Origin of the sequence: Streptomyces pyxinae, assembly GCF_024756275.1 — a bacterium.
Lineage (GTDB): Bacteria > Actinomycetota > Actinomycetes > Streptomycetales > Streptomycetaceae > Streptomyces > Streptomyces pyxinae.
Genome location: NZ_JANUGQ010000003.1, coordinates 199,100 through 218,947, shown reverse-complemented (window position 1 = coordinate 218,947; position 19,848 = coordinate 199,100). Strand labels below are relative to the sequence as shown.

Annotated in this window: 18 protein-coding genes; 8 read left to right on the top strand and 10 right to left on the bottom strand. The window is 72.4% G+C overall.

Features of this window, described 5'->3' with window-relative positions; translation table 11 throughout:
- Positions 1 to 169 precede the first annotated feature (169 nt).
- Positions 170 to 565 (top strand): hypothetical protein, encoded by a 396-nt coding sequence (locus NX801_RS05805; protein WP_258785913.1) that lies wholly within the window; start codon positions 170 to 172, stop codon positions 563 to 565.
- 61 nt (positions 566 to 626) lie between these two features.
- Here the strand turns inward: NX801_RS05805 and NX801_RS05800 are convergent, their stop codons facing one another.
- Positions 627 to 1,409: a hypothetical protein gene (locus tag NX801_RS05800; RefSeq protein WP_258785912.1), complete on the bottom strand. Its 783-nt coding sequence runs from the start codon at positions 1,407 to 1,409 to the stop codon at positions 627 to 629.
- A 295-nt stretch (positions 1,410 to 1,704) separates the two neighbouring features.
- On the opposite strand from NX801_RS05800, the gene NX801_RS05795 reads away from it, so the two are divergent.
- Together NX801_RS05795 and NX801_RS05790 are read left to right on the top strand one after the other, a co-directional pair.
- Complete coding sequence (locus NX801_RS05795) at positions 1,705 to 2,214, top strand: GNAT family N-acetyltransferase (protein ID WP_258785911.1); 510 nt, start codon at positions 1,705 to 1,707, stop codon at positions 2,212 to 2,214.
- A 95-nt stretch (positions 2,215 to 2,309) separates the two neighbouring features.
- Positions 2,310 to 3,686 (top strand): serine hydrolase domain-containing protein, encoded by a 1,377-nt coding sequence (locus NX801_RS05790; RefSeq protein ID WP_258785910.1) that lies wholly within the window; start codon positions 2,310 to 2,312, stop codon positions 3,684 to 3,686.
- A gap of 82 nt (positions 3,687 to 3,768) precedes the next feature.
- On the opposite strand, the gene NX801_RS05785 is transcribed toward NX801_RS05790, so the two are convergent.
- The gene (locus NX801_RS05785) at positions 3,769 to 4,221 is read right to left on the bottom strand and encodes a GNAT family N-acetyltransferase (RefSeq protein WP_258785909.1); all 453 of its coding nucleotides are present in this window, start codon (positions 4,219 to 4,221) and stop codon (positions 3,769 to 3,771) included.
- Positions 4,222 to 4,276: 55 nt separating this feature from the next.
- Positions 4,277 to 4,735, bottom strand: coding sequence for a MarR family winged helix-turn-helix transcriptional regulator (locus tag NX801_RS05780; RefSeq protein ID WP_258785908.1), 459 nt, complete (start codon positions 4,733 to 4,735; stop codon positions 4,277 to 4,279).
- A gap of 157 nt (positions 4,736 to 4,892) precedes the next feature.
- Between NX801_RS05780 and NX801_RS05775 the strand changes: the two genes are divergently transcribed.
- Both NX801_RS05775 and NX801_RS05770 read left to right on the top strand, forming a co-directional pair.
- Positions 4,893 to 6,107: an MFS transporter gene (locus tag NX801_RS05775; RefSeq protein WP_258785907.1), complete on the top strand. Its 1,215-nt coding sequence runs from the start codon at positions 4,893 to 4,895 to the stop codon at positions 6,105 to 6,107.
- Between the two features lie 604 nt (positions 6,108 to 6,711).
- On the top strand, positions 6,712 to 7,998 hold the full coding sequence (locus NX801_RS05770; protein WP_258785906.1) for a globin domain-containing protein: 1,287 nt from the start codon (positions 6,712 to 6,714) through the stop codon (positions 7,996 to 7,998).
- A 91-nt stretch (positions 7,999 to 8,089) separates the two neighbouring features.
- On the opposite strand, the gene NX801_RS05765 is transcribed toward NX801_RS05770, so the two are convergent.
- The 4 genes from NX801_RS05765 to NX801_RS05750 form a co-directional block, all read right to left on the bottom strand.
- Positions 8,090 to 8,569 (bottom strand): NUDIX domain-containing protein, encoded by a 480-nt coding sequence (locus NX801_RS05765; RefSeq protein WP_258785904.1) that lies wholly within the window; start codon positions 8,567 to 8,569, stop codon positions 8,090 to 8,092.
- A gap of 49 nt (positions 8,570 to 8,618) precedes the next feature.
- The gene (locus NX801_RS05760; RefSeq protein ID WP_258785903.1) at positions 8,619 to 9,515 is read right to left on the bottom strand and encodes a LysR family transcriptional regulator; all 897 of its coding nucleotides are present in this window, start codon (positions 9,513 to 9,515) and stop codon (positions 8,619 to 8,621) included.
- A gap of 312 nt (positions 9,516 to 9,827) precedes the next feature.
- Entirely contained in the window at positions 9,828 to 10,961 is a 1,134-nt protein-coding gene (locus tag NX801_RS05755; protein WP_258785902.1) for a cystathionine gamma-lyase, read from the bottom strand.
- Entirely contained in the window at positions 10,954 to 11,334 is a 381-nt protein-coding gene (locus NX801_RS05750) for a phage holin family protein (protein WP_258785899.1), read from the bottom strand. The genes NX801_RS05755 and NX801_RS05750 overlap by 8 nt, the downstream gene beginning before the upstream one ends.
- A 57-nt stretch (positions 11,335 to 11,391) precedes the next feature.
- Between NX801_RS05750 and NX801_RS05745 the strand changes: the two genes are divergently transcribed.
- The gene (locus NX801_RS05745) at positions 11,392 to 11,709 is read left to right on the top strand and encodes a cupin domain-containing protein (protein ID WP_258785897.1); all 318 of its coding nucleotides are present in this window, start codon (positions 11,392 to 11,394) and stop codon (positions 11,707 to 11,709) included.
- A gap of 78 nt (positions 11,710 to 11,787) precedes the next feature.
- On the opposite strand, the gene NX801_RS05740 is transcribed toward NX801_RS05745, so the two are convergent.
- Complete coding sequence (locus tag NX801_RS05740) at positions 11,788 to 14,568, bottom strand: alpha/beta hydrolase (protein WP_428986066.1); 2,781 nt, start codon at positions 14,566 to 14,568, stop codon at positions 11,788 to 11,790.
- Positions 14,569 to 15,132: 564 nt separating this feature from the next.
- On the opposite strand from NX801_RS05740, the gene NX801_RS05735 reads away from it, so the two are divergent.
- Positions 15,133 to 15,351 carry a DUF5326 family protein gene (locus tag NX801_RS05735; RefSeq protein ID WP_258785894.1) on the top strand — a complete coding sequence of 73 codons (219 nt, stop codon included), beginning with the start codon at positions 15,133 to 15,135 and terminating at the stop codon, positions 15,349 to 15,351.
- 91 nt (positions 15,352 to 15,442) lie between these two features.
- Here NX801_RS05735 and NX801_RS05730 read toward each other — a convergent pair whose 3' ends face one another.
- The gene (locus NX801_RS05730) at positions 15,443 to 16,861 is read right to left on the bottom strand and encodes a YibE/F family protein (protein WP_258785893.1); all 1,419 of its coding nucleotides are present in this window, start codon (positions 16,859 to 16,861) and stop codon (positions 15,443 to 15,445) included.
- A gap of 205 nt (positions 16,862 to 17,066) precedes the next feature.
- Here NX801_RS05730 and thiC point away from each other — a divergent pair, with 205 nt between their 5' ends.
- The gene (thiC, locus tag NX801_RS05725; RefSeq protein WP_258785892.1) at positions 17,067 to 18,863 is read left to right on the top strand and encodes a phosphomethylpyrimidine synthase ThiC; all 1,797 of its coding nucleotides are present in this window, start codon (positions 17,067 to 17,069) and stop codon (positions 18,861 to 18,863) included.
- 110 nt (positions 18,864 to 18,973) lie between these two features.
- On the opposite strand, the gene NX801_RS05720 is transcribed toward thiC, so the two are convergent.
- Positions 18,974 to 19,810, bottom strand: coding sequence for a hypothetical protein (locus tag NX801_RS05720; RefSeq protein WP_258785891.1), 837 nt, complete (start codon positions 19,808 to 19,810; stop codon positions 18,974 to 18,976).
- Positions 19,811 to 19,848 lie beyond the last annotated feature (38 nt).

The following is a 19,848-nucleotide window of genomic DNA, read 5'->3' as shown; positions in this document are numbered from 1 at the left end:
GCTCTTGATCGGTACCACCGCCGGGTCGCGCGTCTCGGAATGGGAAGGCCACGACCCCGAAGACCTCACCTCCGAGGAGTTCGAGGAGGCCCGGGGGCTGCCCGGCGCCAGATCGCATCCCGGTCCGCCGACCTCTCGGCCCCGCGGGGGGGCTTGGCATCATCTCGGCATGACCTCGGCCCTTCCCCGCACTGTTCGAGCCGTCGACACCGCTCAGCTCCTGGACCTGGCCCAAGAGGCCGCCATGCACGGCTTCAGCCAGCGGCTCCCGGTCGGCTGGCTCCGCGAGCACCTCGCCGCGGAGGCGACGCACTATCTGTTCCCGACGCTCGTGCAGCGGCTCACGCACCGCCCCGAGATGCCAGTGCAGTGGAGGTGCCGGCAGCTGCTGACCGTCCACACCGGTGAACAGATCCTGGGTCTGCTCGACGTCCTTCCCGGCACCTTCGACAGGCTTCCGGAGACCTTGGACACGGCGTCCAAGAAGGACATCGTCAGCCGCATCGAGCGAGCAGTGTCCGTGCGCGAGTGGGTGGAACGGACGGCTGCCGGTACGGGTTCGTGACGTCCCCGGGCAGCGGTGCGGTCCGCTGGCGGGATCGGCCGGGTGGAGCGGGGGCGGGTGGTCAGCGGAACTGGTAGCGCCATCCGGCGTTGATGTACCCCTTGCTGTCCCGGTTCGGTCTGCGGGCCCGGGACACCGGGTTCCGCACGAACCGGATCAGGTCCCCATGCTGGCTCATGCTGTCGAAGTAGGGGCGGGCGAGCGTCCCGAGCAGTTTGTCCCGGGTCTCGAAGACTCCTCCAGCCGATACGGCCTCCAGGGCGACGGCCAGGATCAGCATGTCGTTGAGGGTGTTCCGGAAATCGCCCTTCGCGGCGAACCCGCTGTCCAGCAACTCCTTCACCAGAACATAGGCGACCTCGATGTGCGAGCTCATGAGGGGGAGGCAGCGGACCCGCATCGAGACGAGGAAGGAGAAGCGGTCGGTGAGTTTGCGCGCCTCGGCTGCCGGAAGATGCTGGACCGCGAGCCCGAACAGCTCGATGTCCCCGTCGGTGACGGCCCGCGCGATGCCTCGGTGGCTGTGCTCGACGATCGACGGATAGGTGTTGTCGAAGTCCAGATGGAGCCGGTCGGCACTGCCGCGGAACCTCGGGCCCCTGCCGTGGTGGCGAGGCAGGTGTCGCTGCGTCAATGACGCGCCGGTCGGCACGAAGTACCGGGGTTTCCCCGTGGTCAGGTCCCGTATGCCCAGGAACTCGTGAGCGACGGTCGAGCTGATCGTCGCATTGGCCACCGAGTGGTCCTCGACGCCCTTCATGGCGTAGGAGACCACCTGTGTGTCCGTCACTCTCGGCGGGGCACCGGGCTCCGGCTCCTCGGCCTCCACGATCACATACCGCACGATCACTCCCTCCCCCGGGCAGCATAGAAGCGGCCACCGGCCGGTCGGGGCTCTTCGGCCGGATCGGGGACGCCGGGCCCCGGTGGAGTGGGCGCCGGGCCGCTGCCGTGGCCTGTGGCGTAAACGGGTGGTTGGTGCCGTCGGTGATCGTTACTCTCGCTCCGGCGCGACGGTCGCCCGACCGGCCGGACGAGGACGGACGCGTACGGACCGCCGCAGGCCCTGCCCGTATGCCCCTTGTCCGGCTCGCGCGGAGAACTCCGCGCCCGGCTCGTTCCCCAGGCCAGGAGTGCCCGTGACTCTCTCCGCTTCCGACCATGCCCCACTGGTGACCGAGCGGCTCCTGCTGCGGTGCTGGACACCGGAGGAGGCGGACGCGGTGCTCACCGGAGCGCGGCCGGCCGGGTGGGCGGACGACTTCCCCGCCGAGGGGGACCAGGTGATCGCCGGCCTGCTCGGAGAGCATCCCGCCTGGCTCGGTGAGTACGGCCACCGGCTGATCACCGAGCGCGCCGGCGGTCTGGTGGTGGGCTCCATCGGGGTGTTCTGGCCGCCCGAGGAGGGGGCCGTCGAGCTCGGTTACGGGATCGTGGGCTCCCGCCGGGGCCGGGGGTACGCCTCGGAGGCCGCGCGGGCGCTGGCGGACTTCGCCCTCACGGCGCCGGGCGTCCGCACCGTGACGGCCGGCGCGGAACTGTCGAATCCCGCCTCCGTGCGCGTGCTGGAGAAGGCGGGCTTCCACCGCTGGGCCACCGAGGGAAACCTCGCTCGCTTTCGCCTGCCCCGCCCGGAGCACCGGGAGTGATGACCGCACCCGGCGATCCGGCGGGCGGACCGAGGCGGTGGGGACGACTCCGGCGCGGTCGACTGCCGGCGGCCCTGGACGGTAGTTGTGGGGCCATGAACGCATATGAGCGAGAACTGCTGTCCGGTACGCGCCGCGCCCTGCTGCACCGGGTGGCCGCCGGGCAGTCCGAGGGGCGGGCGCCGTCGCTGGTCGGGGCGGTGGCCAGGGGCGGTGAGCCAGTCTGGTCGGCCGGCCGGGGCGAAGTCGACGGTACGGTGCCAGACGCCGATACCCAGTACCGGATCGGGTCGATCACCAAGACCTTCACCGCCGTTCTGGTGCTGCGCCTGCGGGACGAGGGGCTGCTGGATCTCTCGGACCCGCTGGAGAGGCATCTGCCGGGGACGGGGGTCGGCACGGTGACCGTGGGCCAGCTCCTCGGCCACAGCGCGGGGCTGGCGGCCGAGGCCCCGGCGCCCTGGTGGGAGCGCACCCCGGGGGAACTGCGCCCCGGGCTTCCCGACGTACTGGGCGAGCAGCCACTGCTCCACCCGGTCGGCCGACGCCATCACTACTCGAACCCGGGCTACACCCTGCTCGGTTCGCTGGTGGCGGCGGTGCGCGGAGTCTCCTGGGAGGAGGCGCTGCGGTCGGAGATCCTGGAGCCGCTCGGGCTGGACCGGACGACCACCCGGGCGGTCGCTCCCCACGCCTCGGGCTGGGCGGTGCATCCCTGGGCAGACGCGGTGCTGCCGGAGCCGGCCGAAGATCTGGGGCTGATGGCCCCGGCCGGGCAGCTGTGGTCCACCGCCGGTGACCTCTGCCGGTTCGGCTCCTTCCTCGCCACCGGCGACTCCCGGGTGCTGAGCGGGGAGTCGGTGGCGGAGATGCGGGTGCCGGCCGTGCCCCCGGAGACCGGGGACACGGACTGCTACGGCCTGGGGCTCCAGCTGGTCCGGCGCGAGGGCCGTGAACTGATCGGCCACGGTGGTTCACTGCCCGGTTTTGTCGCCGGTCTCTGGGTGAGTGTGCGGGACGACGTGGTGGCCGTGGCGCTGGCCAATGCGACCTCCGGGCCGCAGCCCGGTGCCGTGGCGGCCGATCTGGTGCGGATCGTGGCGGAGGCCGAGCCGCGGATCCCGGAGCCCTGGCGCCCGGCGCGCTCGGTGGACCCGGCTCTGCTGGAGCTGACCGGCCCCTGGTACTGGGGCACTTATGCGTACGGGCTCCGCCTCGCCGCCGACGGCGGAGTCCAGCTGGGCCCGCTCCGGGGACCCGGCCGTGCCGCCCGGTTCCGTGCGGCGGGGGACGGCACCTGGACCGGTCTCGACGGCTACTACGCGGGGGAGACCCTGCGCGTGGTGCGGCACCCGGACGGTTCGGTGAGCCATCTCGACCTCGGATCCTTCGTCTTCACCCGGGAACCGTACGAGCGGGGAGACGCGGTGCCCGGAGGGGTCGACGAGAAGGGCTGGCGCGCGGGCTCGTGACGCGTTCCCCCGGGACACGGCCCCTGTTTCACGTGAAACAGGGGCAGATCTCACGGGAATCAGGGCCGGGGGACGGGCTTGATCAGAGGGTGAGCTTGAAACCCACATGGGAGGGCTCGAAGCCCAGACGGCGGTAGAAGCGGTGAGCGTCCTCGCGTGAGGCGTCGGACGTCAGCTGCACCAACTGGCAGCCCTGGCGGCGGGATTCGGTGATGGCCCACTCGATGAGATGGGTGCCGAGCCCGCCGCCGCGCTCGTCCGCGTGGATCCGTACGGCTTCGATGATCGACCGGACGGCGCCGCGCCGGGACAACCCCGGGACGATCGTCAGTTGAAGAGTGCCGATGACGCGGCCGTCTCGCTCGGCGACGACCTGGTGCTGGTGGGGATCGGCGCGCAGCCGTTCCAGCGCGGCGGCGTAGGGCGCCAGGTCGTCGGGGGTCTCGCGCCGCGCGCCGAGCGGGTCGTCCGCCAGCAGCGCCACGATCGCGGGCAGGTCGCCGGGGCCGGCCGGGCGTATCAGGAGATCACTCATGCCCGGAGGGTAACCGCCTGCTCCTCGCCGGCCGTCGGTCTTCCGGGCCGGGTCGTCAGGCGGGTACGCGGAGTTCCTCGACTGCCCGGACCAGTGGTGCCAGCTCGGGATGGGTCGCGGCCTCGTCCAGTGCCTCGCGCAGTGCGGCGTCATTGGTGGGCCGGGCCTCGGTGAGCAGGGTCAGGCCCGCCTCCGTGACATCGGTGTAGATGCCGCGCCGGTCGGTGTCGCAGAGATAGCGGGTGAGCAGCCCCCGGTCCTCCAGCCGGGCGACCAGCCGGGTGGTGGCGCTCTGACTCAGTACCACGGCATCCGCGACCTGCTTCATCTGGAGATGGCCACCTGGTCCGTCATGCTGCCGGCTGAGCACGTCCAGCAGGGAGAACTCGCGCAGGCTCAGGCTGTGGCCGCTCTCCAGGGCTCGCTCGACATGGGCCTCGATCTTCCCGTGCAGCAGCGAGAGCGCGCACCAGCCCTGGGAGAGGGCGGTGAGCGCCGGGTCGGTGGCGGTCATGAGTGATCTCCCCTCGGTCCCGGAGCGGTCGTCCCGGAGCGGCTCAGACCAGGGTAGGCGATGAGTGCAATAGTCCGCGTTGGCAGTTAGCAAGCGTCTGCAAGTATTGTGGTCGCTTGTAAGGCGCTCACGCATCTATTTCCGGAAGGTGTCACCCATGCCGCTCGCGCTGCTCGCCCTGGCCATCGGGGCCTTCGGGATCGGGACCACGGAATTCGTGGTCATGGGGTTGCTCCCCCAGGTCGCCGCCGACTACCAGGTCTCGATCCCCGCCGCCGGCCACCTGGTGACCGGCTATGCCCTCGGCGTCGTTCTGGGGGCCCCGCTGATGACCGTCCTGGGCACCAAGGTCCCCCGCAAGCGCATGCTGATGCTGCTCATGGGCCTCTTCGTCGCGGGCAACCTGCTCTCCGCTCTCGCGCCCGTCTTCGGGCTGATGCTCGCCGGCCGGGTGGTCGCCTCGCTCGCCCACGGCGCCTTCTTCGGCATCGGCTCCGTCGTCGCCGCCGATCTGGTGGCGCCCGAGAAGAAGGCCGGGGCCATCTCGATGATGTTCACCGGTCTGACCGTCGCCAATGTCGTGGGGGTGCCGGCCGGCACCTTCATCGGGCAGAGCGCGGGCTGGCGCACCACCTTCCTCGCCGTCGCCGGGCTCGGAGTCCTCGGCCTGCTGGGCGTCGCCCGGCTGGTGCCCGAACAGCCCCGGTCCGAGGGGGTCCGGCTCCGCCATGAACTCGCCGCCTTCCGCGATGTCCAGGTGCTGCTCGCCATGGCGATGACCGTGCTCGGCTTCGGCGGTGTCTTCGCCGCCATCACCTACATCACCCCGATGATGACCGAGGCGGCCGGCTTCGCCGAGTCCTCCGTGACCTGGCTGCTCGTCCTCTTCGGCCTCGGCATGGTCGGCGGCAATCTGCTCGGCGGGAAGCTGGCCGACCGGGCCCTGATGCCCCTGCTGTACGTGTCCCTGGGCACCCTGGCCCTGGTGCTCGCCCTCTTCACTCTCACCGCCCACGACAAGACGACCGCCGCCGTCACGGTCGTGCTGATCGGCGCACTGGGCTTCGCCACCGTCCCGCCGCTCCAGAAGCGGGTGCTGGACCAGGCGTCCGGGGCGCCCACGCTCGCCTCGGCCGTGAACATCGGCGCCTTCAACCTGGGCAACGCGCTCTCCGCCTGGCTCGGCGGCATCGTGATCTCGGCCGGGTTCGGCATCACCGCTCCCAACTGGGTGGGCGCCGTGCTCGCCGTTTCCGCCCTGGCGCTGGCCGTGCTCGCCGGTGGCCTGGACCGCAGGGAGGCCCGCGACGCGAGCCGCAGGTCCGCCGAGAGCGTCCCCGAGCCCAGCGCCGTTCCCGCTGGGCGCCACTGATCCGCCCTGCTCCCTGGCCGGCACGACTCGAGCCCGAGTGGGCCGGCCGGGGCCGCGTCGGCCGCGTCCTCCCTGCCCCCTGCCCCGGGTTGCCCCGGGGCAGGGGGTCTTCGGGTCCGGGGAGGCGTTCCGTCCGGTTTCACGTGAAACAGGACGGGTGGGGCCAGGTGGCGGGACCGTCGGCCGTGAAGATGCGGGACCGGCCTTGTGCGGAATCCGGGGCGATGCCCACGAACTCGCTGCCCCGGTGATTTCCTGTCCGGCGCGGAGAGCCGTCCGGCGCTGTGCGCACCCTTGCGGGCCCTGGTGAGCCGCCCGGAGGCGTATGCCGGCCCAGGCGCGGCACACGGGAGCAAGCAGCCTATCGGTCGGGCGGCCGGGATACCCCGGCCTTTCCACTCTCCGCCCGGGACGGGGGAGGCCCTGCCATGCTGCGACGACAGCGGTCACAGGCACTGTCATTCTCTGTCGCCCTTGCCCCGGTTGGGGACATGGCCGGGGACTACGGTGGGCAGGCAGCGATCACCAGGTAAGCGGGATCAGAGCGCCTCCGGGTGACCGGGGCGCCGGGACCGACCGATAGATGTTCGAGGCGAGGCACTGTATGGACGCTCCGACCACCATGTCGGCCGACGACGGTACTTCCGGTGGGGGCCCGGGCGGGGGAAATGGCTGGTTCACCGCCCGCGCCGGGCTCCCCGGTCCCCTCGCGGGTGAGGCTGCCCGCCCGCCGGGCCCCGACGTCCGCGAACCGGCGGCCGCCGGGGGCCGGGAGGGGGCAGCGTCGCCCGACGCGCGGCTGGTCCGCCGGACGCTGGACGAGATTGCCCCGGTCGCCGACAAGGTCACCTCGTACTTCTACGCCCTGCTGTTCACCCGCCACCCGGAGCTGCGATGCCTCTTTCCGGTCGCCATGGACACCCAGCGCGACCGGCTTCTCCGGGCGTTGCTCACCGCGGCCGAGCACCTGGACGAGCCGGAGGTGCTCACCGACTACCTCGGCCGGCTGGGGCGCGGCCACCGCAAGTACGGCACCCGGGCCGCCTACTACCCGGCGGTGGGCGAGGCGCTCATCGGCGCGCTGATCCGGTACGCGAGGCGCACCTGGGACGACGCCACCGAGGCCGCCTGGGTGCGGACGTACACCACCATCTCCCAGATCATGATCGACGCCGCCGCCGATGACGAGCGCCGCGCGCCGGCCTGGTGGCACGCCGAGGTGGTCGGCCATGAGCGGCGGACGCCCGACGTCGCGGTGGTCACCGTCCGGCCCGACCAGCCGTACCCCTTTCTCGCCGGGCAGTACACCACTCTGGAGACTCCGTGGTGGCCGCGGATCTGGCGGCACTATTCGTTCGCCTCCGCGCCCCGGCCCGACGGACTGCTCACCTTTCACGTCAAGGCGGTCCCGGCCGGCTGGGTCTCGAACGCCCTGGTGCACCGCGCCCGGCCCGGCGACACACTGCGGCTGGGGCCGCCGGCCGGCTCGATGACCGTGGACCACACCACCGACAGCGGTCTGCTCTGTCTGGGTGGCGGGACCGGCATAGCGCCGATCAAGGCGCTGGTCGAGGACGTGGCCGAGCACGGCGAGCGACGCCCGGTCGAGGTCTTCTACGGAGCGCGCACCGACCACGACCTGTACGACATCGACACCCTGCTCCGGCTCCGGCGTTCCCATCCGTGGCTGGAGGTGCGGGCCGTCGTGGACGGCCGGACGCAGCTGCCGGACGCGGTCCGCGAGTACGGCCCCTGGAACGAGTACGACGCCTATCTCTCCGGCCCGCTCGGCATGATCCGCAGCGGTGTCGACGCGCTGCGGGGCGTCGGAGTGCCGTCCGATCGCATCCGGCACGACTCGCTGGAGGAGCTGGTCGCCGCGGCGGGCTGATCCGGCCCGCCCCGGCTCCCCGGGGCGGGACGGCCCGGGCCGGTGCCGTACGGCCGGGGAGGCCCGTACCCGGTGGGAGCCGCCCCCGGGACTACCCGAGGTCGGTGGCGTGCAGGGCGCGGATGCCCTCGATGTTGCCGTCCAGGTAGTGGCGGAGCGACAGCGGCACCAGGTGCACGGCGGCGATCCCGACCCGGCTGAAGGGCACCCGGACGATCTCGTACTCCCCCTCCGGCTCGTCCACCTCGGGGCCGTGGCGCCGGGCCGGGTCCATCGACTCCAGCCGGCAGACGAAGAAGAACTGGATCTTGACGCCCGGGACGCCGTTCTCCGGGATGTGCTCCACGGTGTCCACGAAGCAGGGCACCACATCGGTGATCTTGGCGCCCAGCTCCTCGTCCACCTCCCGGTGGAGGGCGTCCACCACGCTTGTGTCGTCCGGTTCGACGCCGCCGCCGGGGGTCAGCCAGTACGGGTCGACACCGGGCTTGGTGCGCTTGATCAGAATGAGGTCGTCGCCGTCGAGCAGGACGGCGCGCGCGGTGCGCTTGACCACGGGACGTTCGGTCATGGCTTGAAAATGGCCCGCGCCGCCGGGTCCGAAACGCGCGGAACGGCCCTCACCAGCCGGCGGAGGCCCGCAGCAGTGTCTCGTGCGCCCGGGCGATGTGCGGCAGTGCCAGGGTGCCGGCCCGCACCACCAGGAAGTAGGTGCGCAGCGGCGGCACCGCGGGATCCAGCAGCGCCACCAGCCGGCCGCGCTCCAGGGCGTCATGGCAGAGGTAGCGGGGCAGCACGGCGAGCCCGGCGCCCGCGGCGGCCGATTCCAGCACGGCCCGCAGGTCGGGCACGATCACGGTGGCGGCGGCGGCCGGCCGGGACTCGAAGACGGTTGCCCAGTAGCGGGCGACGAACGGCAGCGACTCGTGCACCTCCACCACCGGGAGCTGCTCCAGCACCACGGCGCCCTCGCCGAGCAGCGTGCCCGGACCGAGCCGGGCCGCCCAGCGGGGTGCCGCGACCAGGACGTGTTCCTCGTCACAGAGGGGGGTGGCGGTGAGCAGTCCGCCGCGCGGCCGGGCGGTGGCGACGGCCAGGTCGTGGTGGCCGGCCGCCAGCCCGTCCAGCGCCTCTTCGGCGGTGCCGGGCAGGGTGATCCGTACCGCCAGGCCCTGGGAGACCAGACCGGTCAGCGCGGGCAGCGCACGCAGCGAGACGAACTCCGGCGGCCCGGCCAGATGCAGGGTCCGTATGCCGGTCTGCTCGTCGAGGCCGCTCTCGGTGATCTCGACCAGGGCGTCCAGATGGGGCGCGGCGCGGTGCGCCAGCTCGTCCCCGATGGTGGTGGGCGTGACGCCGCGCGCCTGGCGCAGGAAGAGCGGGCGGCCCAGCTGTCGCTCCAGGGTGCGGATCTGGCTGGTCACCGCGGGCTGGGAGAGGCCGAGCAGCGCGGCGGCCCGGGTGAAGGAACCGGCCCGGTGCACCGTGACGAACGTACGCAGCAAGGCGAGGTCCACGCCCACCACTCCTCCTTCGTGGCCGTCCGCGCGGCGACTCTGCGGCGACGTTCCGGTCCCTTCCTCTCCTGACAGAACATCAGGTCCAACCAACTATAAATATGTCGATAGGTTGCCGTCGTTCCTGTGATTGGACACTGACGCAGCGTCAACTAGCCTGGGGTTCCGCGGGTCAGCCCGCAAGCACGGGGGACGGTCCGAGCCACGAGGGGGGAGGCTCGGACCGTCCTTTCCGTGTGCGGACCCGCCCTTCCGCGTACGGGCCGTCTCGCCGTTCACGGGACCGGGTAGGCCGCCCCGGTGGACAGCCGGTCAGGCGATGGCGTCGAGGGCGCGCAGCACGTCGGCGATCAGGTCCTCCGGGTCCTCGGCGCCCACGGAGAAGCGGACGAAGCCCTCGGGCACCGCGTCCCCGCCCCACCGGCCCCGCCGCTCGGCGGTCGACCGCACCCCGCCGAAGCTGGTCGCGTCGTCCACCAGACGCAGCTCCCCGAGGAACCGTTCGGCCCGGCCCCGGTCCGGCAGGGTGAAGGAGACGACCGAACCGAACCGCCGCATCTGGGCCGCCGCCACCGGATGCGACGGGTCGCCGGGCAGCCCCGGGTACCGCAGCCCGGTCACCTCCGGCCGTCCGGCCAGAGCCTCCGCGAGCGCCAGCGCGTTGGCGCACTGCCGCTCCACCCGCAGATGCAGGGTGGCCAGCGAACGGTGGGCGAGCCATGCCTCCATCGGCCCGGGAATCGCCCCGGTGATCTTGCGCCACCGCCGGACGGCCGCGAGCCGCCCGCCGTCCCGGGCGGTCACATGGCCGAGCAGCACATCACCATGGCCGGTCAGGCCCTTGGTGTCGCTGGCCACCGAGAAGTCCGCGCCCAGCTCCAGCGGCCGCTGTCCGAGCGGGGTCGCCAGGGTGTTGTCCACCGCCACCAGAGCCCCGCGCGCGTGCGCCGCCGTCACCAGCCGCCGGACGTCGCAGACGTCGAGGCCCGGATTGGAGGGCGTCTCCAGCCAGAGCAGCCGTGCCCCGTCGAGCTCGGAGAGCTGGGCGTCACCGCCGGTCGGCGCGGTGCGCACCTCGATCCCGTACGCCGTCAGCTGCTCCCGGACCAGCGGCAGCGCCTGGTAGCCGTCGCTCGGCAGCACCACCGCGTCCCCGGCGGACAGCTGTGAGAACAGCACCGCCGAGATCGCGGCCATGCCGGAGGCGAAGACCACCGTCCCGGCGCCTTCCGGGTCGTCCGGGGCCTCCAGCTCACCGATGGCCCGCTCGAGCAGGGTCCAGGTCGGGTTCTCGTCCCGGCCGTAGGTGTACGGGCCGGACGGCTCGCCCGGCAGGTGGTAGTGGGCGGCGAACACCGGTCCGGGCAGCGTCGGTTCGTACTTCCGGGGCTCCGGCAGACCCGCGCGGACCGCCCTGGTGCCGTCGCCAGCGCCCGGCTCAGTCATCGTCGTCCGGCAGGACGACGTTCATCGCCCAGGACACCACCGAGATGATCAGACCGCCGAGCACGGCGGTCCAGAAGCCCTCCACATGGAAGCTCAGTGACAGCTTCCCGGCGAGCCAGGAGGTCAGCAGCAGCATCAGGGCGTTGACCACCAGCGTGAACAGGCCGAGGGTCAGGATGAACAGCGGCAGCGTCAGGAGCTTCACGACCGGCTTGACCAGGATGTTGACCACGCCGAAGACCAGTGCCACCAGCACCAGGGTCAGCGCCTTGCGGCCGGTGCTGTTCCCGGTGAGCGTGATGTCGTGGAGCAGCCAGATCGCCACGGCGAGCGCTGCCGCGTTCGCGATCGTCTTGACTACGAAATTCTTCATGTGTCTGATCGTGGCAGACAGCGACGGGGACCGATCGAGGACAGGGGCGGACGGGCGATGAAGGCATTCCGGCTGGACGAACTGGAGGCGGAACGGGTCGCGAACGACGGCGCGTACCTGCAGTTCCTGCGGGAGCGGACCATGTCGGCGGGCCTGTACGCGCTGGACGCCGGCGCGCTGGATCCGCAGAAGCCGCACGCCCAGGACGAGGTGTACTTCGTCGTCAGCGGCCGGGCGTCGATCACGGTGGGAGCGGAGACCAGCCGGGTGGGCCGGGGGAGCGTCGTCTTCGTCCCCGCCGGGGTCCCGCACCGCTTTCACCACATCACGGAGGATCTCCGGGTGCTGGTGGTGTTCTCCCCGCCGGAGGGCTGAGCGACGGCGGGCGGGGGCCCGCCACCGATCACGCGGTGACGGGCCCCCGCCCGTTCTCCGTTCTCTGTTCCTCCGCCGTTATCCGGCGTCCACCACCGTGCCGGTGGCGGCCGGACCGGTGTGCCGCTTGCCGGTGTTGTCGTAGATGGCCGGTTCGAGGCGCAGTGCCTCCTCCGGCTCCCTCACCTTGTCCTTGATGACGGGGATCTCCAGTGTGGCGGTCAGCGAGCCGGGGTTCACATCGACGTAGAAGGTCGGTTCGCTTCCCAGGCCGGAGAGCGGCCGGGCGGGGGCTGGCTTCTCGCCGAAGGTGTTCGCCAGCCAGGTCGGGTCCACGTCCAGCGTGGACAGCTCGGCGCCGCCCTTCACCGGCAGCAGCCTGAGTTCCGCGCCGATCGAGGTGTCGGCCGGAGCGGAGAGCGAGACCCGCCAGGTCATCGGCCGGCCCTCGGTCACCCGGGCCGGTACTGGTGCCACGCTCACCTTGGGCAGCGGGTCGTCGTTCCGGACGGTCACTCCGCCGCGGTAGGAGCCGATCACGGTGCCGCGTACCGCCTTGGCGAAGGCGGGGTGCGGAATGTCGTCGGAGTAGCGGGTGTTGCCGGTCACGGTGACCGGGATGTCCAGCGAGGTGTCACCGGGCCGGACCCGCACCGTCCTGGGCGTGACCTCGAACTGGCCGGGGCCGGGGCTGAACAGCCGGATCACCCCGGTGCCGTGGCCGGAGACCCGTACCGGGATGCGGTAGGTACGCTTCCCCGAGTCGCCCTCCTGCACCGACAGCTGCCCGAGGTCCACCCGGGCGAGCGAAGCCGGCCGCACGGCCGCGGTGCCGGGGTTCCAGCCCCAGCCGTCCATCAGCCAGGCCTGCCCGGCCCTGGTGCGCGGAGTCAGCTCCAGCGACGCGATCCGCTTCAGGTCCAGCTTGGCGCGGGTCGCGGCGGCCAGCGGGACGCGCAGCTCACGGCCCCAGTACGAGGCGGTCCGCTCGCTGCCCGGCAGCCCGTCGACCCGTACGTCTCCGAGCACCGCCCGGCGGCCCGAGGCATCGGTCAGGGCGACGTCCAGCCGGGTGCCGGTGGTGTTCGGCGGCACCATCAGACGCAGGGCCAGGGACTGGGCGCCGGCCAGCGAGACCGGGCGGGCGGGGCGCACCCGTACCGGTGCGCCCGCCTTCGACCAGTGGAGCTCGACCGCCGTGCGGCCCGGGTCCTGGGAGGTCTCCCAGGAGGCGAAGTGCGGCGAGCTCCCGGTGGTGCCCTCCGGCAGACAGGCGCGCTTGCGGTCCGGGGAGCCCTGGTCGCAGACCCGGCCGCCCGTGACGGTGGCGGCGTCCGGCAGGAAGGCGGGGGTGCGCCGGCCACCGGTGGCATGGGTCAGCACCCGCGCCGGACCGGCCGACGGAGCGCGCCGTCCGGTGCCGTCCAGCAGCGGGCGGACCTTGTCGTCACCGGCGACGAACAGCCGGGCGGCGGCCGCGATGTAGGTGTCGCCGGCCTTCCGCTGCTGTTCTGCGGACAGCCTGGTCCTGGTACCGGGCGAGCACACCGGGTCCGAGGTGTCACCGGACCAGAAGTCGTCCTCCGCCGGGGCCTTGGCCAGTCCGGGCGTCCACTCGGTGTTGAAGAAGTTGTGGTTGGCGCCGACCAGGTAGACCGAGCTGTGCAGGGCGGTGCCGTTGCTGACGCCCCGGGGGCCGTCGGTGAAGACCTGGCCCTGGAGGTCGGAGACGTCTCCGTCGCAGCCTGGCAGGAGGGTCACCGAGGGGACGTCCGGTTCCGGGTTCTGACCGAAGATCGTCGGGCCTATCAGGACGTTGCCGCGTATCTTCCAGCGCACCGGCCCCCGGTAGCCGTCCGCGGCGCCGGGCGGCGGGTTGAGGCTGTCGAGCGCGGCCCGGTTGACGCCCTCACCACCCCGGGAGTGGCCGATCAGCATGACCCGGGAGAGGTCCGCCGGGGCGATCGCGCGGACGGCCGCCGGGGCGGTGGAGCGGTGCGCGGACCAGTCGGCCCACCGGGCGAGATGGGTCCGGACGAGGGTGGACCGGGCCTGGGCGCCCCCGTCGTCCAGATCGCCGTCCTGCCCGTTGATGCCGTTGGCCGCGATGGAGACCGTCACATAGCCCTGGGAGGCCAGCAGCTTCTGGGCGTCGAGGTACCCCTTCTCGCTGGGGACGGGCTTGGTGCCGGCCGGGCAGGGCCAGGCTCCGGCGGCCCCGTCGTCACCGCCGTAGCAGGTGGTGTGCCGGCCGTGCAGGAAGAGCGCCAGCGGCCGGGTGCCGGGCGCGTTCGCGGGGCCGACCACCGTGGCCCGCATCTCCACCGGCGCGGCCAGGCCCGGCACCCGGATGGACTTCAGGTCGTACTCGCCCCGCACCGTGCGGTACCGGCCGGGTGTCCCGGGGTCGACCGGATTGGCCGGCAGCTCGGCCGCGGGCCGCGGGACGGGGGCGCGGTGCGGGGAACGGGCCCGGCCGCCGTCCTCCTCCGCGTCCAGCCGGCGGCCGCCCGCCAGCGCCCGGACATCGGTGTCCGGGCCGACTCTGGTGCCGTTGAGCGGCAGCCGGAAGGTCCGGCCGTCCTTCTCCGGCACCGGCCGGCCGAGGAGCTTCTCCCCGGCGCGGAACTCCACCCGGGCGTCGCCCATCGGCACGGGCTCGTCGGCGGTCCACACCAGCTGCTCGTCGTCGCCCCGGCCGGTGAGCCGCCAGCCGTCCGGGAGGCCGGGGCCGTCGTTCGCGCGCGGAGCCGGAGAGGCCGGACCGGCCGAGGGCAGTGCGGCGGCCGTGCCGGGTGCGAGCACCGGCAGTGCCAGCACCGCCGCTGCGGCGGTCGCCCCTGTCAGGAAGCGTCTCAACGTGCTGCTCCCCCTTCGTCGTTGTCGCCGTGGCGACCCGGTGGTCCTCCGGGGCGCCTGTCGTCCCGGAGGATGAGGAGGGAGAGCCCCGGGTTGCTCCGCGCGGCGGACCGGCGGACCGGACGTACGCCCGAGGGGCCGCCGGGCCGCCGGGGCCTACGCGGAAGGACACCCGGGGCACCCGGCTCGACGACCGCTCGAGCCCGGAGGCCGGGCCGCCCGGGCACGAGGCCCCTTCGGACACCCGGCCGGCCGTATGCCCCGGGGGCCGGAGCGCCCGGCTGCCCGTCCGAGGGGGCCGAACGGCCCGGGGCGTGGGCCCGGAAGGCACAGGACGCCGGCCGGCCGGTCCTCGGGAACGGTGCCGGGGCGGGCCGCGCTCCGGCCCGCGCTTGCGCCCACGCGCCGGCCGGCGGTCCCTAGGGGGCGGTTCAGGGACCTTCGAGGGTCGCGGGAGCCCCGCCGGACGGGCCGGCGGACCTAGCATCGGGGGTGTTCACACCGCACACCTGGCCCGGCGGTTCCACCGGTGCCACGGCACACCGAGAGATGAGGGAGCGGACCATGGCGGTACGGGAAGTGCTCGCGGGAATGCCCTGGTGGGTGAAGTGGATCGCGATTCCCGTGATCGCACTGGTCGTCTTCGGCGGTCTGATCGCGCACGCGCTGGCGGTCGTGATCGGTCTGCTCTTCAAGGTGCTGGTCTTCGTCGCGCTGGTCGGCGGGCTCGTCTATGTCGTCCGGAAGGTCAGGGGAGGCTCCTCCGCGCGTGAGCGCTGGTGACACGGCATCACCCGGGCCCGCCCGGGTGATGCCGTGTCACCAGCTCCGGCCGTGGAAGCCCCGGGCCGTCCCGGGGCTTCCACGGCCGGAGCTACACCTTCCGGCGGCGGCCCCGGCCCCGGCGTCCGGCGGCGGGCGGTCCACCCGGCTCCGGGCGGTCGGCCGAGACCACCAGCGCGGCCAGCGCCGTGGTCACCGGCACCGATGCGACCAGGCCGATCGAACCGATCAGCGTCCGGACGATCTCCTCGGCCACCAGCTCGCTGTTGGCCACCAGCCCCACACTGCTCTGCGCGATGGAGAAGAGCAGCAGCAGCGGCAGTGCCGCGCCCGCGTAGGCGAGCACCAGGGTGTTGACCACCGACGCGATGTGGTCCCGGCCGATCCGGATGCCCGCCCGGTAGAGCGCGCGCGGCCCCATGCCCGGGTCCGCCTGGTGCAGCTCCCAGACGGCCGAGGTCTGGGTCACCGTGACGTCGTCCAGGACGCCGAGCGACCCGATGATGACCCCGGCCAGCAGCAGACCCGACATGTCGATCTCCGGGTAGAGCCCGTGGATGAGTCCGGTGTTGTCGTCGGTGTTCCCGGTCAGTGACGCCCACCCGATGAAGAGCGAGCCCAGCACCCCGATCAGCAGCAGGGAGATCAGCGTGCCGAGGACGGCGACCGAGGTACGGGCCGTCAGCCCATGGCACATGTAGAGCGCGATCAGCATGATGGCGCTGGCCCCGACCACCGCCACCAGCAGCGGGTTCGAGCCCTGCAGGATCGCGGGCAGGATGAACAGGGTCAGCACCGCGAAGCTCACCGCCAGCGCGATCAACGCCATCACCCCGCGCATCCGGCCGACGACCACCACCGCCAGCGCGAAGATCCCGGCGAGCAGGGCCAGCGGAAGTTTGCGGTTCACATCGGTGACCGAGTACTGGAGGTCCTTCGGCGCGTCCGGGGCGTACGCCACCACCACCCCCTGACCCTGGGACAGTTGACGGGGAGCGTCCGGCTGGACGATCTCCACGAACCGGCGGCCCTTGTCCGGGCCGGTGGTGACCTCCACCGTCGCCTTGGCGCACGCACCCCGCTGGGCGTTGACCGCCTCCCGGCCCTCGGGCGTGCTGGTGTCCCCGGTCGGTGGTACCTGGGACGCGTTGACGTCCTTGCAGTCCACCCGGTCCACGCGCGCCACCGTGCCCTGCTCGGTCTGCCGGTCGAAGCCGACTCCGGTGCGCTCATGCGCGGGGGCGCCCCCGGGCCAGAGCACCGCGAGACCGACCAGCACGGCGGTGGCGAAGGGGATCAGCACGGCGGCGATGACCTTGCGCAGATGCCGGGAGACGGGCGCCGCCGGGCCGTGGGCGTGGCTGTGCGCGTGTCCATGGCCGGACCCGGCGCCGTGCGGCTGTCCGTGGCCGGACCCGCTCCCGTGGCCGTGCGCGTCATCGTGGCCGGACCCGTGCGCGTGCCCATGCGGCTGGTCGTCGGAGCCGGAGGAACGGTGCGAGGAAGTCACCGCCCGATCATCGCAAGAAGACCGGGAGAACGGGGCCCTCTGTTCAGCGCGCCAGCGAGGGCGCTAGCGTGGTGGCACTTTGCACACGCGGGAGCTCGGAGCACCGGGCTGAGAGGGCGCTGACCTTCGTACGGGACGTACGGAAACGGCTGCGTCGACCGCCGAACCTGTTACCGGGTAATGCCGGCGTAGGGAGTAGGTCATCATGACCGTTCAGGACGCACGCACGCCTGCCTCCGAGCAGAACGACGGAGCTGGGAAGTCCATCGGCTGGCACAAGGGGTATGTCGAGGGCTCCCGCCCCGACCTGCGGGTGCCGGTGCGCAAGGTGCACCTCACCAACGGCAAGGACGTGACGCTCTACGACACCTCGGGGCCGTACACCGATCCGGGCATCGAGACCGATGTCCGCCGGGGCCTGGCGCCGCTCCGGGAGAACTGGATCATCGCCCGGGGCGACACCGAGGAGTACGCGGGCCGTCCGGTCCGCCCGGAGGACGACGGCATCAAGCACACCTCGCCGCGTGGTGGGCTGCGCAATCTCGACGCGGTCTTCCCCGGCCGCCCCCGGCTGCCCCGCCGGGGGCGGGACGGCCAGGCGGTCACCCAGCTCGCGTACGCCCGCCGGGGCGAGATCACGCCCGAGATGGAGTACGTGGCGATCCGCGAGAACGTCACCCCGGAGGTGGTGCGCGAGGAGATCGCCGCCGGGCGCGCGGTGCTCCCCGCCAACGTCAACCACCCGGAGATCGAGCCGATGATCATCGGTAAGCGGTTCCTGGTGAAGGTCAACGCCAACATCGGCAACTCCGCGGTGACCTCGTCCATCGAGGAGGAGGTGGAGAAGATGACCTGGGCGACCCGGTGGGGCGCCGACACCGTCATGGACCTCTCCACCGGCCGTAACATCCACACCACCCGCGAGTGGGTGCTGCGCAACTCCCCCGTGCCGATCGGCACCGTGCCGCTCTACCAGGCGCTGGAGAAGGTGGACGGCAAGGCCGAGGAGCTCACCTGGGAGATCTACAAGGACACGGTCATCGAGCAGGCCGAACAGGGCGTGGACTACATGACCGTGCACGCCGGGGTGCTCCTCCGGTATGTACCGCTGACGGCACGCCGCAAGACCGGCATCGTCTCGCGTGGCGGCTCGATCATGGCCGCCTGGTGCCTGGCGCACCACAAGGAGTCGTTCCTCTACGAGAACTTCGAGGAGCTCTGCGAGATCCTCGCCGCCTACGACGTCACCTACTCCCTGGGCGACGGGCTCCGTCCCGGGTCGATCGCGGACGCCAACGACGCGGCCCAGTTCGCCGAGCTGCGCACCCTGGGCGAGCTGAACTCGATCGCCAAGCGGCACAACGTCCAGACGATGATCGAGGGCCCGGGCCATGTCCCGATGCACAAGATCAAGGAGAACATCGACCTCCAGCAGGAGATCTGCGAGGAGGCGCCGTTCTACACGCTCGGACCGCTGACCACCGATGTGGCCCCGGCGTACGACCACATCACCTCGGGCATCGGCGCGGCGATGATCGCCTGGTGGGGCACCGCGATGCTCTGCTACGTCACGCCCAAGGAGCACCTCGGCCTGCCCAACCGGGACGACGTGAAGACCGGCGTCATCACCTACAAGATCGCCGCGCACGCCGCCGACCTGGCCAAGGGCCACCCGGGCGCCCAGGAGTGGGACGACGCCCTGTCGGACGCCCGCTTCGAGTTCCGATGGGAGGACCAGTTCAATCTGGCTCTCGACCCGGACACCGCACGGGAGTTCCACGACGAGACACTGCCTGCCGAGCCGGCCAAGACCGCGCACTTCTGCTCCATGTGCGGCCCCAAGTTCTGCTCGATGAAGATCTCTCAGGACATCCGGCGGGAGCACGGTGGTGACCTCCAGGCCGACGAGGCCACGGAGGGGGAGATCACGGAGGGCATGGCGGCCAAGTCCAAGGAGTTCGCCGCCGCCGGCAACCGGGTCTATCTGCCGCTGGCGGAGTGAGCCGGGCGGTCCGAGTGTCGTGTTTCACGTGAAACGAGCGGTGTTTCACGTGAAACACGTCGTTGTCCTCGTCCGTACCGGCCCCGAACGTTCCGTGTCCCGGCGCCGGTTCACTCCGGCTGGTGGTCCGGGCCGCCGTGGGCCGGGCTGCTGAAGTCCGGACTGGTGAAGGCCGGGCGCGTACCGGAGCCGCCTTCGCGGGGGCTGGAGAACTCCGGCCCGCTGTAGCCGACCTTGGGTAAACGGCTGCCGGGACGCGGTGGGACCACGGTGGCGGGCCCTCCGGCCGGCCCGACGCCCTGGCTGGACGTGCCCTCGGCCAGGGCGTCGCGGAGGAACGGCAGGATCCCGCGCTCCAGCAGGGCCCGTCGCCAGGCGTCCCGGGCCTCGGAGACCGCGGTCGTCTCATCGGCGTGCCCGCCGGCCGGTACCTGGGTGGCGCGGTTGCGCAGCGCGGTGATCAGCAGACCGGCGCCCGCGACCAGGATGCCGAGGGCCGCGATCGCCGCGAAGAACCAGCCCGCCGTCAGCAGAGGGCCGGCGAACGACGGTGCCGGGTCGAGGAGGCGGAGTCCGTAGCCGACGAGCAGGAAGATGACCGCCGCCGTCCCGGCCAGGACCGGGGCCAGCACCGTCACCACGGCACCGAGGCCGGCGCCCGGGCCGCCGTCCGCCTCGGCGCCCACCGGGGCCACCGCACTCAGGGCCGGGGAGCGGGCGGCGTGGCGCAGCTGCTCGCGCACCCGGACGAAGTGTTCGTACTCGGCGGCCGCGGCCGCGGTGATGAGCGCCGTCGCGTTCAGCGCCATCGTGCGCAACTGCTCGGCGTTGAGGCGCTGCCCGAAGCCAGCGAGCTCTGGTTGGCCGGGCGCGTGGCGCAGTGCGTCGTCGAGGACGCGCTCGTACTCGGCGCGGTCCTCGGTCAGCAGGTGCGGAGCGCTGTTCATGGTGCATCCCCCGATACTCCGTAGGGCCGGGCCGCCGC

What these genes read in the sequence shown, in the direction of transcription:
- NX801_RS05805 (WP_258785913.1), top strand. Translation starts at nt 170, where the DNA reads ATGACCTCGGCCCTTCCCCGCACTGTTCGAGCCGTCGACACCGCTCAG.
- NX801_RS05790 (WP_258785910.1), top strand. Translation starts at nt 2,310, where the DNA reads ATGAACGCATATGAGCGAGAACTGCTGTCCGGTACGCGCCGCGCCCTG.
- NX801_RS05785 (WP_258785909.1), bottom strand. Translation starts at nt 4,221, where the DNA reads ATGAGTGATCTCCTGATACGCCCGGCCGGCCCCGGCGACCTGCCCGCG.
- NX801_RS05780 (WP_258785908.1), bottom strand. Translation starts at nt 4,735, where the DNA reads ATGACCGCCACCGACCCGGCGCTCACCGCCCTCTCCCAGGGCTGGTGC.
- NX801_RS05775 (WP_258785907.1), top strand. Translation starts at nt 4,893, where the DNA reads ATGCCGCTCGCGCTGCTCGCCCTGGCCATCGGGGCCTTCGGGATCGGG.
- NX801_RS05770 (WP_258785906.1), top strand. Translation starts at nt 6,712, where the DNA reads ATGGACGCTCCGACCACCATGTCGGCCGACGACGGTACTTCCGGTGGG.
- NX801_RS05765 (WP_258785904.1), bottom strand. Translation starts at nt 8,569, where the DNA reads ATGACCGAACGTCCCGTGGTCAAGCGCACCGCGCGCGCCGTCCTGCTC.
- NX801_RS05755 (WP_258785902.1), bottom strand. Translation starts at nt 10,961, where the DNA reads ATGACTGAGCCGGGCGCTGGCGACGGCACCAGGGCGGTCCGCGCGGGT.
- NX801_RS05750 (WP_258785899.1), bottom strand. Translation starts at nt 11,334, where the DNA reads ATGAAGAATTTCGTAGTCAAGACGATCGCGAACGCGGCAGCGCTCGCC.
- NX801_RS05745 (WP_258785897.1), top strand. Translation starts at nt 11,392, where the DNA reads ATGAAGGCATTCCGGCTGGACGAACTGGAGGCGGAACGGGTCGCGAAC.
- NX801_RS05735 (WP_258785894.1), top strand. Translation starts at nt 15,133, where the DNA reads ATGGCGGTACGGGAAGTGCTCGCGGGAATGCCCTGGTGGGTGAAGTGG.
- thiC (WP_258785892.1), top strand. Translation starts at nt 17,067, where the DNA reads ATGACCGTTCAGGACGCACGCACGCCTGCCTCCGAGCAGAACGACGGA.
- NX801_RS05720 (WP_258785891.1), bottom strand. Translation starts at nt 19,810, where the DNA reads ATGAACAGCGCTCCGCACCTGCTGACCGAGGACCGCGCCGAGTACGAG.